15 protein-coding genes are annotated in these 14,318 nt (G+C 33.4%); 11 read left to right on the top strand and 4 right to left on the bottom strand.

All coding sequences use genetic code 11. From position 1 onward, the window contains the following. Window positions 1-55: 55 nt before the first annotated feature. A complete protein-coding gene (locus H593_RS0117750) occupies window positions 56-1,948 on the bottom strand; it encodes a DEAD/DEAH box helicase (protein WP_028873652.1) in 1,893 nt (630 codons plus the stop codon). Window positions 1,949-2,714: 766 nt separating this feature from the next. Between H593_RS0117750 and H593_RS0117745 the strand changes: the two genes are divergently transcribed. Next, on the top strand, window positions 2,715-3,758 hold the full coding sequence (locus H593_RS0117745) for an IS5 family transposase (RefSeq protein ID WP_037052940.1): 1,044 nt from the start codon (window positions 2,715-2,717) through the stop codon (window positions 3,756-3,758). Between the two features lie 308 nt (window positions 3,759-4,066). Here the strand turns inward: H593_RS0117745 and H593_RS0117735 are convergent, their stop codons facing one another. Next, a complete protein-coding gene (locus H593_RS0117735) occupies window positions 4,067-4,642 on the bottom strand; it encodes a non-canonical purine NTP diphosphatase (RefSeq protein ID WP_028873650.1) in 576 nt (191 codons plus the stop codon). A 193-nt stretch (window positions 4,643-4,835) separates the two neighbouring features. Here H593_RS0117735 and H593_RS0117730 point away from each other — a divergent pair, with 193 nt between their 5' ends. After that, the gene (locus H593_RS0117730; protein WP_084142372.1) at window positions 4,836-5,198 is read left to right on the top strand and encodes a lipocalin-like domain-containing protein; all 363 of its coding nucleotides are present in this window, start codon (window positions 4,836-4,838) and stop codon (window positions 5,196-5,198) included. Between the two features lie 109 nt (window positions 5,199-5,307). Continuing rightward, window positions 5,308-5,607 (top strand): ribosome hibernation-promoting factor, HPF/YfiA family, encoded by a 300-nt coding sequence (gene hpf / locus H593_RS0117725; protein ID WP_028873648.1) that lies wholly within the window; start codon window positions 5,308-5,310, stop codon window positions 5,605-5,607. Window positions 5,608-5,792: 185 nt separating this feature from the next. Here the strand turns inward: hpf and rlmH are convergent, their stop codons facing one another. Further along, a complete protein-coding gene (rlmH, locus tag H593_RS0117720) occupies window positions 5,793-6,266 on the bottom strand; it encodes a 23S rRNA (pseudouridine(1915)-N(3))-methyltransferase RlmH (RefSeq protein ID WP_028873647.1) in 474 nt (157 codons plus the stop codon). A 90-nt stretch (window positions 6,267-6,356) separates the two neighbouring features. Between rlmH and nadC the strand changes: the two genes are divergently transcribed. From nadC to priA, 4 genes are all read left to right on the top strand, one after another. Continuing rightward, on the top strand, window positions 6,357-7,214 hold the full coding sequence (gene nadC / locus H593_RS0117715; protein ID WP_028873646.1) for a carboxylating nicotinate-nucleotide diphosphorylase: 858 nt from the start codon (window positions 6,357-6,359) through the stop codon (window positions 7,212-7,214). Beyond that, window positions 7,214-8,164, top strand: coding sequence for a YihY/virulence factor BrkB family protein (locus tag H593_RS0117710; RefSeq protein WP_028873645.1), 951 nt, complete (start codon window positions 7,214-7,216; stop codon window positions 8,162-8,164). Before nadC ends, H593_RS0117710 begins: the two co-directional genes overlap by 1 nt. Next, window positions 8,157-8,582 (top strand): DUF2147 domain-containing protein, encoded by a 426-nt coding sequence (locus tag H593_RS0117705; protein ID WP_037052937.1) that lies wholly within the window; start codon window positions 8,157-8,159, stop codon window positions 8,580-8,582. Before H593_RS0117710 ends, H593_RS0117705 begins: the two co-directional genes overlap by 8 nt. A 265-nt stretch (window positions 8,583-8,847) precedes the next feature. Beyond that, window positions 8,848-11,301 carry a replication restart helicase PriA gene (gene priA / locus H593_RS0117700; protein ID WP_028873643.1) on the top strand — a complete coding sequence of 818 codons (2,454 nt, stop codon included), beginning with the start codon at window positions 8,848-8,850 and terminating at the stop codon, window positions 11,299-11,301. A gap of 323 nt (window positions 11,302-11,624) precedes the next feature. Here priA and H593_RS0117695 read toward each other — a convergent pair whose 3' ends face one another. Continuing rightward, window positions 11,625-12,320: a LytR/AlgR family response regulator transcription factor gene (locus H593_RS0117695; RefSeq protein WP_028873642.1), complete on the bottom strand. Its 696-nt coding sequence runs from the start codon at window positions 12,318-12,320 to the stop codon at window positions 11,625-11,627. A gap of 198 nt (window positions 12,321-12,518) precedes the next feature. Between H593_RS0117695 and rpsF the strand changes: the two genes are divergently transcribed. The 4 genes from rpsF (at window position 12,519) to H593_RS0117675 (ending at window position 14,291) form a co-directional block, all read left to right on the top strand. After that, window positions 12,519-12,857 (top strand): 30S ribosomal protein S6, encoded by a 339-nt coding sequence (gene rpsF, locus H593_RS0117690; RefSeq protein WP_028873641.1) that lies wholly within the window; start codon window positions 12,519-12,521, stop codon window positions 12,855-12,857. 2 nt (window positions 12,858-12,859) lie between these two features. Next, on the top strand, window positions 12,860-13,156 hold the full coding sequence (rpsR, locus tag H593_RS0117685; protein ID WP_028873640.1) for a 30S ribosomal protein S18: 297 nt from the start codon (window positions 12,860-12,862) through the stop codon (window positions 13,154-13,156). Window positions 13,157-13,169: 13 nt separating this feature from the next. Then, window positions 13,170-13,631, top strand: a complete 462-nt coding sequence (gene rplI, locus H593_RS0117680) for a 50S ribosomal protein L9 (RefSeq protein WP_028873639.1) — start codon at window positions 13,170-13,172, stop codon at window positions 13,629-13,631. 183 nt (window positions 13,632-13,814) lie between these two features. After that, a complete protein-coding gene (locus H593_RS0117675; RefSeq protein WP_028873638.1) occupies window positions 13,815-14,291 on the top strand; it encodes a DUF6495 family protein in 477 nt (158 codons plus the stop codon). Window positions 14,292-14,318: the final 27 nt, after the last annotated feature.

Below are 14,318 nucleotides of genomic sequence, written 5' to 3'. Positions count from 1 at the left end.
ACTTTAGGTTTTGGAATTTATTTTTATCAAGAATTTACTGCTTTAAAACAGTTTTTTAGTCTCTACGTCTAGAACGTCTTGGCCTATCAGCACTTGATGCACTTTCAGTACGCCTGGAAGGTCTCGACTCACCTCCAGAAGGTCGTCTATCGCTTCTACCAGATTCTCCTTCACTAGAACGTCTGCCGCTTCTGTTTCCAGAACCAGAATCACTACGTCTTCCAGATGAGCGCTTATCATCGTTACGTCTTCTGTTTCCGCCACCAGATCCTCCAGAGCGTCCGCCACCGCCATCACGACGTCCACCGCGACTTCTTCCGCCACCGCCTTTGTCTTCACTAACTTCTACATTTACAAAGCGTCCGTCATGCTTATAATCGGTGAAAAAGGCTAATACTTTCTCTTGACTTTCTTTTTCAGTATTAAAGAAAGAAAAACTCTCTTTGACATCTACTTTAAAGACATCATCACGACCTAACTCTAAAACTTCTTTTAAGAAGTCTTTAAGTTTCATCCAATCGTAACCATCTTTTTGTCCAACGTTGATGAAGTAACGTGATTCATTTGCGCTTCCTCCGTAACCTCGTCCACCAGAATCTCCTCCTTCAGAATCTCTTGAAGAACTTGGAGCATTGAGTTTTTTAGATTTTTGGTAATAATTATAGAAGCGTGTAAACTCAACAGAGAAGAATTTTTTAATCAATTCATCTTTATCTGTATCTACAAATAACTCATTAATACTTGTTAAGTATTTGTCAATTTCGTTATTCACTTCAGTATTATGAATCTTATTTGCGAGAGACATTAGTTGTACTTCGCAGATATCAATTCCGTCAGGAATTTCCTTTTTCTCAAATTCTTTCTTGATGATACGCTCAATACCTTTAATCTTACGCACTTCACTTTTAGAAACAATAACCATAGAGATACCTGTTTTACCAGCACGTCCTGTTCGTCCAGAACGGTGTGTGTAAATTTCTGGTTCGTCAGGTAACTGGTAATTAATGACGTGTGTAATATCATCTACATCAATACCGCGAGCAGCTACATCTGTAGCAACCAACATTTGTATTTGTTTGTTTCTAAATGATTTCATCACCAAATCACGTTGGTTCTGACTTAAATCTCCATGTAAAGCACCTGCGCTATAACCATCTTCTATTAAGGTTTCGGCAACTTTTTGAGTATCACGTTTTGTACGACAAAATATCACAGAAAATATATCTGGATTGGCGTCACACAAACGTTTTAAAGCTTGGTAGCGGTCTCTTGCGTTCACTAAATAGTATTCGTGAGAGACTTGACTTGTGCTTTCATTTTTATTTCCAACTGTAATTTCTATTGGATCATTCATGAAATCTTTTGCAATTCGAGAAACCTCTTTTGGCATCGTTGCAGAAAATAACCATGTATTTTTGTCCTTAGGCGTATGTGATAAGATATCTGTAATATCTTCATAGAATCCCATGTTTAGCATCTCATCGGCTTCATCTAAAACGGCATATTCAATTTTAGATATGTCAACCATGTTTCTGCTAATCATATCTTTCATACGACCAGGAGTAGCTACAATAATTTGTGCGCCACGTTTTACAGCTCTTGCTTGATCTTGGATACTAGCACCACCATAAATAGCGACAACATTTAAACCTTTACAATATTTTCCGTACAGTTTAATTTCATTGGTGATCTGTAAACAGAGTTCACGTGTAGGCGATAAAATCAAACCTTGCGTTGTACGACTGTCAACATTAATTTTTTCTAGCATTGGGAAACCAAATGCTGCAGTTTTTCCAGTTCCTGTTTGCGCTAAGGCAACAAGATCTGTATCTTTTTCTAATAAAATTGGAATTGCTTTTGCTTGTACATCACTAGGGGTTTCAAAACCTAAATCGGTAATAGCATGTAAAAGGTCTTCATTAAGACCTAGTTCTTGGAATGTGCTCATTCTGTTTGTTTTGTATTCGATTATGTCCTTTGGGTGTTACAAAAGAAGCGAATCGACATACTAAACACTTAAACTTCTAAGTAACACATCCTCACTCTGAGGAATTTATAAAAATCCAACACATGAATTTTTCAAGTTGCAAAGATAGTCTTTTATTTGGATAATCAATACTGGTTTTTTCTGCGGAAATTTGCTTGGGTTTATTCTTCGTCTGATTCTAGTTATTTATTAAAAAAAAAGATAAGGAGTTCTCAGTTTATTAGAGATATATGACATTCTCAACTTGGCTCCAATTTGTTAGGATATGGCTTTTTTAATTGTTGATATTTACAACTAGACGAAGTTCGACTTTTTTTTTTGAAAAAGTTAAGTTTTAAAACTCCCGAACAAACTAAATAGTATTTTAAAAATTCTGTTTTAATTTTAAATTCAATTAATTAGAGTTATTGAAATAGTACGTATCTAGGAGGAACAAGTCCGTTAAGTCTTATCAATTGTTGCAATCATTTCTTCTTTAGATTTATGGGCAACCTTAAAGAGGGTGTCAGTTTCCTAATACCTAGACTCTCGTCCACCTAACAATGACTGACTATGCCAATCTATAGCATATTCTATGTGCATTAAATTTTCGGCAAAACTCATTGTTTCTGGTATAGCTTTAAAGTTAAGACCGTTACAAGGTGAATATCTTATTTTTTGATAGATTTCACTTTAAGGACTCTGTCTATTTATGTGATAATAAGGCTATTATTTTGTATATTGAATAATGAAATTACTACATCAACCTACTTTAGCAGACAGTATTTGTGATATTTGTACTAGAAAAATAAAAAGGGTATTTTTTGAACAAATCAATACACTTTTAGATCGGCGATCTATAAGTACCCAGATTGACAAACACTATAAGAAAGGTAAAAGTGCTCTTGGCAAGCCGAGTTATGATGGATTGCTTTTGTTTAAAATGTGTTTACTTCAAACTTGGTATGGGCTAAGTGATTATGAAGTAGAAGATTCTGTAAATGATCGTATTTCATTCAGTTATTTCTGTGGATTAAATATTGATCAAGTGGCACCAGACCATAGTACAGTGAGTCGTTTTAGAACAGCAATGACAGATGCGGGAGCCTATGAAAAATTATTCAAAGTGATAAATGCTCAATTAGAATCTCATCAAATTATTGTTAAAAAAGGACTCATAGTTGATGCAAGTGTCATTGACACGCCACTTCGCCCAAAAGGAAAAACAACTCATAAAGTAACCGAAGATCGCTCTGATCAAGAAATTTCTGTAAAAAAAGAGTATGCTGATAGCGTAGATAAAGATGGAACTTGGCTAAAGAAAAGAGGGAAATATGATTTTGGTTTCAAAAAGCATCATATCACAAATAATCAAGGGCTTGTGCTAGGTGTATTAACTACTACAGCAAGTAAAAATGAGATAGCAAACCTAGAGGATGTACTAAATACAGTAAATGTAGATGTTCCCAAAGATATTCCATTAAAAGCCGACAAAGGGTATCAATCAAAGAAAAACACTGAGTTACTAAAAAAAAGAAACCTTAAAAATCATATTTTAAAAAAAGCATATAAGAATAGACCTTTAACTTATTGGGAGAAGAAATTTAACAAATTAATTGGGCAAACAAGATTTAAGGTAGAACGTACATTTGGAGGGATAAAGCGATGGTTTAATGGTGGAGAAGCTAGATATAGAGGCATGGGTAAAATGCACACCCAAAACTTGATGGAGGCATTATGCTACAACCTATATAGAAGTCCTGGGATAATTGCGTCTAATCATAAAAATTAAGGGAAAATGAACCTAAAAAACAAAAACATTCAATCTAAAAACAAAAGAATATTGAAATTTAAATCATTTTTTGAGTGACAAAATGAAAATTGAAAAATTCAAGCTCATTTCTTACCATTTTGCAACGGTCTTAAGTTGTATTTATCCTCTGGCATCATTTCTGCCACAAGAGTTAAATATTTTCGGGAATTTTCAAAGCGTTCTAAATAATCTTTTATAAAATTATCTTGTTGAGCAAATAGAGGAGATATAACCGAACTAAAAAGCACTATGGTTGTTAGAATAAGTAAATTTTTGACAAAGGTGTGTTACAGGTTATTCAAAAAATTAACTAATAATCGCACCGCTTTGCCGCGATGACCAATGGTGTTTTTTTCTTGTAAAGAGATTTCAGCAAATGTTTTATGATAACCTTTAGCTTTAAAAATCGGGTCATAGCCAAACCCTTGATCTCCATGTTTAGTTGCCGTGATTTCCCCTTTGCAAATACCAGTAAATGTTTCTAGTTTGCTATTTAAATGAAGTGCGACCACTGTTTTAAATTGAGCATTTCTATTGGGTTTGTTTTTTAGATTGTTAAGCAATAAAGCCATATTATCGTTTGCATCTCGTTGCTCGCCAGCATAACGTGCGCTAAAAACTCCTGGTTCTCCATTGAGCATTTCAACTTCTAAGCCTGTGTCATCTGCAAAGCAATCAAAACCGTAATGTTTTTTAATGTATTCTGCTTTTTGGATGGCATTACCTTTAATAGTAAGTTGAGTTTCTGGGACGTCTTCAAAGCAGCCAATATCTTTTAAGCTTAAGAGTTTTATGTACTCAGGAATAAGTAATTGTACTTCTCTGAGTTTGTTGAGATTGTTTGTAGCAAAGACGAGTTTCATAGCGATAATTTTGACCAAAAATAGTTTATCTTTTTTTTTTAATCTGTTATTTTTTAACTTAAAATTTAAGTATTCATGCAAATAGTCCATCGTTTTTTATTATTTTAAATTTATTCCTAATTCTGTATAATTATGAGAGTAAACAGACTATAATTAAAACAAAACCTATTATAAAATCTAATAAACTTAAACTATGAAAAACTTAAACTTAATGATATTATTCACTTTGTTAATGGTGTCTTGTGCAGATGTAAAATATGCCGAAGATATTGTTGGAGAATGGGAATGTGTGAGTTGGATAGATATGGCTTCTTTAAATGATAAATGTGCAGATAATGCCTATTTCAGTTTTAATAAAGATAAAACCTATACGTCAAAAGTTAGTGCTCAAGACACCAAAGGCACTTATAAAATTGTGGATGGTATTTTATACTCTAATCCCGAGGAAAAATTAGAAATAGCTGTAGAAATCAACACGCTATCAAAAGATACATTATCATTTACCATGAGTCGCTCTGGCAATGCCGAAATTTTAACACTAGTAAAAAGTAAATAGTTCTTATTCCGAAGAAAATATTACCAATACTTTATGAGTTTTTTGGAAATAATATATTTGAATTTTCGTAACTTGGAGTATTGTAATTAATTTAAATATAAGAATAAATATGACTGTAAATTTTCAATACGTAGATGTCGATGTAAGTAAGAGTCTAAGCACTTTTACCGAAGAGAAATTGGATAAACTTTTTAATAGATATGAGTTTTTAATTAGCGCAACTGTAAGATTTAAAAGGGATAATAATAGTCATACAAAAGGAGAAATTTGTGATATTGAGTTGAGTTTGCCTGGGCCACGAATTTTTGCAACATCAGATGAAAGTAATTATGAAGTTGCCGTAAGAGAAACAATAAGTGATTTAGAAAGACAACTTAAAAAACGTAAAGAAGTTTATAAAACACATTGATTGGTTTAGAGCCACAGTGTCTAATTTTTATCGTGTCAAATAGTTGTCTTTTTAGTAAGAATTGAAAATTAATACTGAAGACTTTTTTTTAACAAACAAGTAAGAATTGCGACCGAGATTAAAAACTGCAAACTTTTAAAACGTGTTAGTAGATACTGGAGTCGGATTACTAAAGAGTTTTTTTTTTACCGATGATGATAAGGTTCATTCCTCAAAATCGTAAAACCTCTATATAATTGCTCAATCATAAATAAGCGAATCATTTGATGGGAAAAGGTCATTTTAGATAATGACAGTTTCCCATTTGCTTTTTGATACACGTCTGGCGAGAACCCGTAAGGTCCGCCAATCAGAAAAACAAGTCGCTTGATGCCAGAATTCATATGTTTTTGTAAGTAGCTTGAAAATCCAACCGAGTCCAATTGTTTTCCGTTTTCATCCATTAAAATTAAAACATCAGTCGCATTGAGCTTATTTAAAATGAGTTCGCCTTCTTTTTGCTTCTGTTGCTCTTCACTAAGATTTTTGACTTTTTTTAAATCTGGAATAATCTCAAATTCAAATTTGATATAAAAACCTAAGCGTTTTTGATAGTCGTCAATAAGTGCTTGTAAATCTTTGTTATCTGTTTTGCCTATGGCTAGAAGTTTGATTGTCATGTTCCAAAGTTATACTTTTTTAGAATTTGAAATTTGGATTTTGTATATTTTTGAGGAGCAATTGTTATTTTTACATTAAATATATAAAATATGATCTCACAAGAACAATTCAATAAAGAAATAGAACTTATTATATCAAACGCTGTTAGAGAAGACGTAGGTGATGGTGATCATAGTTCTTTAGCATGCATTCCAGCTTCTGCAAAAGGTAAAGGAAAGCTTCTTGTAAAAGATGAAGGTGTTATTGCTGGTGTTGAGTTTGCAAAGCAAGTATTTGCTTACGTGGATAAAGACATGAAGATTGAAACACTTATTAAAGATGGTAGTCCTGTAAAATATGGAGATATTGTATTTTATGTTGAAGGAGCGTCACAATCCATTTTAAAAGCAGAGCGCTTAGTGCTCAACGCCATGCAACGTATGAGTGCTATTGCTACAAAAACTAAACAGTTTGTCGATTTATTAGAAGGCACAGGAACAAAAATTTTAGATACACGTAAAACAACGCCAGGAATAAGAGCTCTAGAAAAATGGGCTGTAAAAATTGGAGGAGGAGAGAACCACAGATTTGCATTATATGATATGATTATGCTAAAGGATAATCATATAGATTTTGCTGGCGGACTCACAAAAGCCATCAATAAAACAAAGCAGTATTTAAAAGATACCAATCGTGATTTGAAGATTATTGTAGAGGCTAGAAATCTATTTGAAATTAAAGAAATCTTAGAAACAGAAGGTGTGTATCGCATTCTAATCGATAACTTTAATTATGAAGATACAAGAGCTGCAGTTAAATTAATTGGACATAAATGTTTAACAGAATCCTCAGGAGGCATCAACGAAAAAACGATTAGAAAATACGCAGAGTGTGGTGTGGACTTTATTTCATCAGGCGCATTAACACATTCTGTTTATAATATGGATTTAAGCCTTAAAGCGGTCTAATGTCAAAATCCTTAAAAGAGATATTGAGTAAAATCCCTGTACTTAATCGTTTAGTTGATTTACTGCGAAAAATTAAACTTCCAGGACTTGTAGGGTTGTCATTGTATGATTTGTTAGAACTATATGCTATTGGTGTTTTTAAAGGCGCATTGACATCGCGAGCAAGTGCTATTGCCTTTAGTTTTTTTACTGCTATATTTCCTTTTTTACTATTTGTGCTCATATTGATGCCTTACATACCAATAGAGGGGTTTCAAATTGAGTTTCAGCAGTTTTTGACTTCGGTTTTACCACCACAAACCTCAGATTTTTTCTTTTCCAATATTTTTGAGAACATAGAAAGCAGAGAGCAAGGAGGTCTGTTGTCGTCGGTTTTCGTAATCTCTATTTTGTTAATGGCGAATGGTGTGAGCTCCGTGTTTTCAGGATTTGAAAACTCATATCACCAAGAGCGTACTAGAAATATTTTTAAACAATACTTATATGCGTTAGGTGTGGCTTTGATTCTTGCAATGTTGGTTATTGTTACTGTTGCATTCTTTGGGTATTTTCAATTGTACGTTATTCAACCTCTGTACGAACAGTTTGAAACCTTAGATTATACAGGTCAAGAAAATGATTTGTTTTGGGTCGTATTTGCCAAATACCTCTTTTTTATATTTATGGTATATATTACAACGGCAACTCTATATTACTACGGAACAAAATCAGGTAAAGCCTCAAAGTTCTTTTCTATAGGTGCTCTGTTTACCACTTTGCTAATTATTTTGACCTCTTATTTCTTCGGTATTTATATCGAAAACTTCTCACAGTACAATAAGCTCTATGGTTCTATTGGAGCCTTATTGATTTTACTATTATACTTATGGCTAAATGCTAATATATTATTGTTAGGTTATGAGCTAAATGCAACAATTAGGCGTTTAAAAAGAAATGATGACGATGAATAAATATATAATACTCATAATGCTTTTAATCTCTCAAGGTCTAAGTTCTCAAACGGTCTTCGGAAAATGGAAAACTGTAGATGACGAGACTGGTAAAGAGAAATCTATCGTTGAAATCTATCAAGAGGATGGAAAAGTTCACGGAAAAATTATTGAAATATTTGATACAACTAAACGAGACTTACCCTGTAAATTTTGCAATGGGGAGGATAAGGATCAACCCGTTTTAGGATTGGTCATTATAAAGGATTTAGAAGTGTCAGGTGATGTTTACAAACGAGGAACTGTCACAAACCCTGAAGATGGGAAAGTGTATGACTGTAGAATAAAACTCGACGAAGACAACCCAAATAGATTACAATTACGTGGCTATATAGCCTTTTTCTACCGCACACAGTATTGGATAAGAGCAGGTTTGTAGCATTATTTTAGATGATCTACATCGCTATAAACTCACGTATATCTTAGATTCACGGCAATGTTATTATTTTTGTGATTAAGAATCAACTCTATAGATGGGCACAATTATTTTAGAGACAAAACTAAAGCAGACACCTTTTTTGATAAATTGCGACCCAATGACAATTTATTTATAACGTATCTAAGACTCATTAACAAAGAAGATATTACTAAATTTGAAAACATTTTGTCAACTTTGCATTGTGTAATTAAACCATTTTGATAAACTGAACTATTTTATAAACGTCATACTGCCAATTCCTTTAGAGAAAAGTTTCACCTATGCGATAACAAAGGCAGAGGCAGATTTTCTACAACCAGGAATTCGTGTGTCTGTTCCCTTCGGAAAGTCTAAGATTTACACAGCTTTGGTGCTAGAGATTCATAATAACGCGCCTCAAGTTTATGAAGCGAAAGAAATTCATCAAATTTTAGACGATACACCAATTGTGACGACTCAGCAATTAGAACATTGGCATTGGATGTCTAAGTATTACTTGTGTACTCTGGGCGATGTAATGCGAGCTGCTTTGCCGAGTTCTTTTGTATTGGAAAGCGAGACTATCGTTAGTAAAAATGAAAATCAGGTCATCAAAGATGAAGATTTAAAAGATGATGAATTTATCATTTATGAGGCATTACAACAGCAGTCGTCTTTAAAGATTCAAGATATGATGTCTATCTTAGATAAGAAAAATGTCTTACCTGTTATCAAACGATTGTTAGAGAAAAATGCAATTTCTGTTCAAGAAGAAATCTACGAAAAGTATAAACCAAAGTTAGTTAGATATGTCAAAATAGCATCCCAGTTTTCTTCGCAACAAGGGCTACAAAATTTAATGGAAGACTTAAGTAGAGCTCCAAAACAAAGAGACGTTATCATGACTTTGTTTTCGGTTTCTGCTCAAACAAAGAAGCCTGTAAAAGTATCTGATTTGTCTCAGGAAAGTGATGCCTCTTCGTCCATTATAAAAACCTTGATTGATAAAGGAATACTAGAAGAATATCACATTCAAATGGATCGTGTTGAGTATGATGGCGATGATAAAGAAGACTCAAAACAACTTAATGAATATCAAGAAAAGGCTTTAAGTGAAATAACTGAAACTCTTGAAAAACAAAATATTACATTGCTTCATGGTGTCACGTCCTCTGGTAAAACAGAAATTTATGTCAAGCTTATTGAAGAGCAATTAAAAGCTAAAAAGCAAGTGTTGTATTTGCTTCCAGAAATAGCCTTGACTACACAATTGGTGGAACGTTTACAAAATTATTTTGGAGAACAAGTAGCCGTATTTCACAGTAAGTATTCTTCGCATGAACGGGTTGAGGTTTGGAACAATGTATTGAATAATTTACCTAAGGCACAAATTGTTTTAGGAGCGCGTTCTTCGGTATTATTACCCTTTAAAAATCTCGGATTGATTATCGTTGACGAAGAGCATGAATCGTCATACAAACAGTTTGACCCAGCACCAAGGTATCATGCTCGAGATACCGCTATCGTGTTGGCGAGTATTTTTAAAAGTAAAACACTTTTAGGGTCTGCAACACCGAGTTTAGAAAGTTATTTTAATGCGCAGCAAGGCAAGTATGGATTGGTAGAACTCAATCATCGTTACAATAACGTCATGATGCCAGATATTGAGCTTATTGATATCAAAGACAAGCAAAAACGAAAACGCATGCAAGGTCACTTTAGTGATCGATTGATAGAAGAAATTAAAGAGACCTTAGCGCAAGGGTTTCAAATCATCTTATTTCAAAATAGAAGAGGCTTTTCGCCAATTATAGAATGCAATTCTTGTGGTCACGCACCGCAATGTCCTAACTGTGATGTGAGTTTAACGTTTCATCAATATAGAAACCAATTGCGATGTCACTATTGTGGTTATAACGCTGTAATGCCAAAAACTTGTGACGCTTGTGGTAGTGTAGAACTTGATAGTAAAGGTTTTGGGACAGAGCAAGTGGAGCAGGAGGCTAAGCTGCTGTTTCCAGATCATAAAGTGGGACGTATGGATTTAGATACTACACGAGGAAAATATGGCTACGAGAAAATTATAACTGCTTTAGAGCAAGGAGAAATTGATATTTTAGTAGGTACACAAATGTTAACTAAAGGTTTAGATTTTAGAAATGTAAAGCTTGTTGGTATTATGAATGCAGATAATATGCTCAATTTTCCAGATTTTAGAGCACACGAACGTAGTTACCAATTAATGGTACAAGTCTCTGGTAGAGCAGGACGTACTAAAGAGCGCGGAAAAGTATTGATACAGACGTATAATCCGTATCATAAAATATTGCAGCAAGTCTCTACAAATAGTTATTTTGAAATGTTTGAGGAGCAACTGGGAGAGCGACAAGCGTTTAAATACCCTCCAGTTTTTAGGATGATAAAAATCACCTTGAAGCATAAGGATTTTCAAAAGGTAGATGTTGGTGCAGATTGGTATGCAAAATCATTGCGCACCGTTTTTGGTAAACATGTGCTAGGACCAGAGTTTCCGCCAGTGGCACGAATTAGAAATCAGTATTTGAAACATATCTTGGTTAAAATTCCGCAGAAACAGTCTTTGGGTAAAACTAAAGAGGCTATTTTGAAAATCAATACTAGTTTTTTGAGTGTTAAGGATTTTAGGCCTATTCGGGTTATTTTGAATGTGGATAACTATTAATGAAACTCATTGTTAAAAATCTGAAAGCGAAGTCAATAGTGCTGGTTGAACTAATTCTACTGGCAAACGCGAACTGTTCAGCTTAAAGACTTATAAATAGATGAGTAGACCATACAGGTGTTGGATTTAAAGCTTTTCAATAATAAATTTTGAGCTTGTCTTTTTTGTTTTTTCACGTATTTTCTATCACATCCCGTTTTCGAAGATATCCCATTTCCGAAGACATAATAATAATAAAAATCCCACTGAGCGGTGGGATTTTTAAATCAAATGTTAGTTAGTCATTAGGGCAAATAAGACTGAAATATAATTTTATTCCATGCTTAAATATTGTTTAACGCATCTACAAGTTGGGTTTTCTTATTTCTACTCAATGGTATCTCATAAGCGCCAACTTCTACGTTTTTACTGTTAAATCTATCAACCTTATCAAGGTTTACGATATACGATTTGTGAATTCTTAAAAATTTACCTTCTGGTAACTCTTGTTCAAAAGCTTTCATAGTAGATAAAACAACAAGACTGTTTTCTTCGGTTACTAATTTTACGTAATCACCAAGAGCTTCAATCCATTTAATATCTTTTATGTACACTTTTCGTTTTTTCAAGTTACTTTTGACGAAAATATGTTCGCCATCAGTTTCATTGAAATCTAGCTTTAGTTTATGTTGCTCAAGAGCTTTCTCTACAGACGTATTGAAACGTTCCCTATTTATAGGTTTTTGGAGATAGTCGGTTGCATCATAGTTAAAAGCTTTAAATGCGTATTCAGTTTTACCTGTAACGAAAATAATTTGGGGTTTGTTGTTGAGCACGTCGAGCAGTTCGAAACCGTTAAGAACAGGCATTTCAATATCTAAGAAGATTAAATCTACTTTATGAGTATTGAGTCCGTTCTTGGTCTCTAATGCGCTACTGTATTCTGCTATAAGGTTAAGTGAGGAGTGATTCTCAATTAACTTTACAATGGATAACCGTTGAATCGCAGAATCATCAACTACTACACAGTTTAAAGTCATAACATTATTGTATTTTAGGTTAAGATATCGACAATAGTACGAAAAATTCGGTTAAAAACCAAAAAACATCGGTAAAGCGTTAATTTTAACATTATTTTAAGATAGGTGTTTCATCTAAAACTTTATACGCAAAACGTTGCTGGAATTAGAAATAATCGTTATTTTTGCACTCATTTTTAACACAAAAAATAGATTTTTATGAATCATTATGAAACTGTTTTCATCTTAAATCCCGTTTTATCTGATGACCAGGTAAAGGAGACAGTACAGAAATACGAAGATTTTCTTGTTTCTAGAGGAGCGAAGATGGTAGCCAAAGAAGATTGGGGCTTAAAAAAATTAGCTTACCCAATTCAAAACAAAAAAAGTGGTTTTTATCACTTATTTGAGTACACTGTAGATGGAGAGGTAATCAATCCATTAGAAGTAGAGTTTAGACGTGATGAGCGTTTCATGCGCTACTTAACGGTAGCTTTAGACAAGTATGCGATTGCTTGGGCAGAGAAAAGAAGAATCAGAGATAAACAAAAAGCGTAATTATGTCTTCAATAGAACAACAAGCAAAAGGAAAAAAAGATGGAGAGATTAGATATCTTACTCCGTTAAATATTGACACGAGCAAAACGAAGAAATATTGTCGTTTTAAGAAATCTGGTATCAAATATGTTGATTATAAAGATGCAGATTGGTTATTAGGTTTTGTAAACGAGCAAGGTAAAATTTTACCAAGACGTTTAACAGGAACATCTTTAAAGTATCAAAGAAAAGTGTCTGTAGCTGTGAAAAGAGCGCGTCACTTAGCGTTGATGCCTTATGTAGCTGATTTATTAAAATAAAATACCAATAACTATGGAACTTATATTAAAACAAGACGTTGATAATTTAGGATTTAAAGACGATATTGTATCTGTTAAGAACGGTTATGGTAGAAACTTTTTAATTCCTCATGGTCAAGCTGTAATGGCAACGTCATCTGCTAAGAAAGTATTAGCAGAAACATTGAAGCAAAGAGCTTACAAAGAGAAAACAATAATTGGTGAGGCTGAAAAGACTTCTGAAGCAATTAAAGGTTTAGATATTAAATTAACATCTAAAGCGGGTACAGGAGCGACTGCTGGAGACAAATTATTTGGTTCTATAACCAATATGGATTTAGCACATGCACTTAAAAAGTCAGGTCATGACGTGGATAAGAAATTTATTTCTATCGTTGGTGGTAACATCAAACGTCTAGGACAGTACGAAGCTGCAATTAGATTACATAGATCTGTAACTGTAGATTTAACTTTTGAAGTTATCGCAGACGCATAATCTTATAAAGTAAATTTTTAAAGAGCCTCAATCCTTTTGGAATGAGGCTTTTTTCATAAATTTTAGTTATATATTATCTTAAAAAGAGTGTTCTGATTTTTTTTATCAGAAAAGTAATATAAAATAGTTTCTTCTTAGTTCGCACTGAGCGTAGTCGGAACAAGGGGAGATAAATGGTACAAAATGAAATATTCTAGACTTACAAAAGAACAGTTTGAGGAATTACAACAGGAATTCATCAATTTTTTAGCTACACAAACCATTACAGTAGACGAGTGGACAGGTATAAAAGCGAATAAACCTGAAGTAGCAGAACAAGAATTAGATGTGTTTAGTGATTTAATTTGGCAAGGCGTGTTGTCTAAAGTCAATTATTTAGAGCATATCTCACCGCAACAAATGCATTTGTTCCACTGTGCTAAAAAGCACATGCGATTAATAGCTCTTAAAATTAAAAACTCAGATATAGATATTACAACTAAAGAAGGTTATGCTTGGTTTAAAAATAATCTTCTCTCTGATGATGTTGAAATGTTCACAGCAACTAAAGACTATTCAGAGGATAAAGGTGTTGACAAATTTAAATTGATTCAAGAAGGTGCTGCAATTACAAAAGGTGATTTATATAATTATTTTGAAAATTTAGTTAGTAAGTCGTAATTATTATTTTTAAATTCAAGAGGTCAT

It is taken from the genome of Psychroserpens burtonensis DSM 12212, assembly GCF_000425305.1.
Taxonomy (GTDB): Bacteria; Bacteroidota; Bacteroidia; order Flavobacteriales; family Flavobacteriaceae; genus Psychroserpens; species Psychroserpens burtonensis.
This window is presented reverse-complemented; position numbering and strand designations above follow the sequence as displayed.

Excerpts from the sequence above, each read along its gene's own strand:
- H593_RS0117750 (WP_028873652.1), bottom strand. The coding sequence starts at position 1,948 with ATGAGCACATTCCAAGAACTAGGTCTTAATGAAGACCTTTTACATGCT.
- H593_RS0117745 (WP_037052940.1), top strand. The coding sequence starts at position 2,715 with ATGAAATTACTACATCAACCTACTTTAGCAGACAGTATTTGTGATATT.
- H593_RS0117735 (WP_028873650.1), bottom strand. The coding sequence starts at position 4,642 with ATGAAACTCGTCTTTGCTACAAACAATCTCAACAAACTCAGAGAAGTA.
- H593_RS0117730 (WP_084142372.1), top strand. The coding sequence starts at position 4,836 with ATGAAAAACTTAAACTTAATGATATTATTCACTTTGTTAATGGTGTCT.
- hpf (WP_028873648.1), top strand. The coding sequence starts at position 5,308 with ATGACTGTAAATTTTCAATACGTAGATGTCGATGTAAGTAAGAGTCTA.
- rlmH (WP_028873647.1), bottom strand. The coding sequence starts at position 6,266 with ATGACAATCAAACTTCTAGCCATAGGCAAAACAGATAACAAAGATTTA.
- nadC (WP_028873646.1), top strand. The coding sequence starts at position 6,357 with ATGATCTCACAAGAACAATTCAATAAAGAAATAGAACTTATTATATCA.
- H593_RS0117710 (WP_028873645.1), top strand. The coding sequence starts at position 7,214 with ATGTCAAAATCCTTAAAAGAGATATTGAGTAAAATCCCTGTACTTAAT.
- H593_RS0117705 (WP_037052937.1), top strand. The coding sequence starts at position 8,157 with ATGAATAAATATATAATACTCATAATGCTTTTAATCTCTCAAGGTCTA.
- H593_RS0117695 (WP_028873642.1), bottom strand. The coding sequence starts at position 12,320 with ATGACTTTAAACTGTGTAGTAGTTGATGATTCTGCGATTCAACGGTTA.
- rpsF (WP_028873641.1), top strand. The coding sequence starts at position 12,519 with ATGAATCATTATGAAACTGTTTTCATCTTAAATCCCGTTTTATCTGAT.
- rpsR (WP_028873640.1), top strand. The coding sequence starts at position 12,860 with ATGTCTTCAATAGAACAACAAGCAAAAGGAAAAAAAGATGGAGAGATT.
- rplI (WP_028873639.1), top strand. The coding sequence starts at position 13,170 with ATGGAACTTATATTAAAACAAGACGTTGATAATTTAGGATTTAAAGAC.
- H593_RS0117675 (WP_028873638.1), top strand. The coding sequence starts at position 13,815 with ATGAAATATTCTAGACTTACAAAAGAACAGTTTGAGGAATTACAACAG.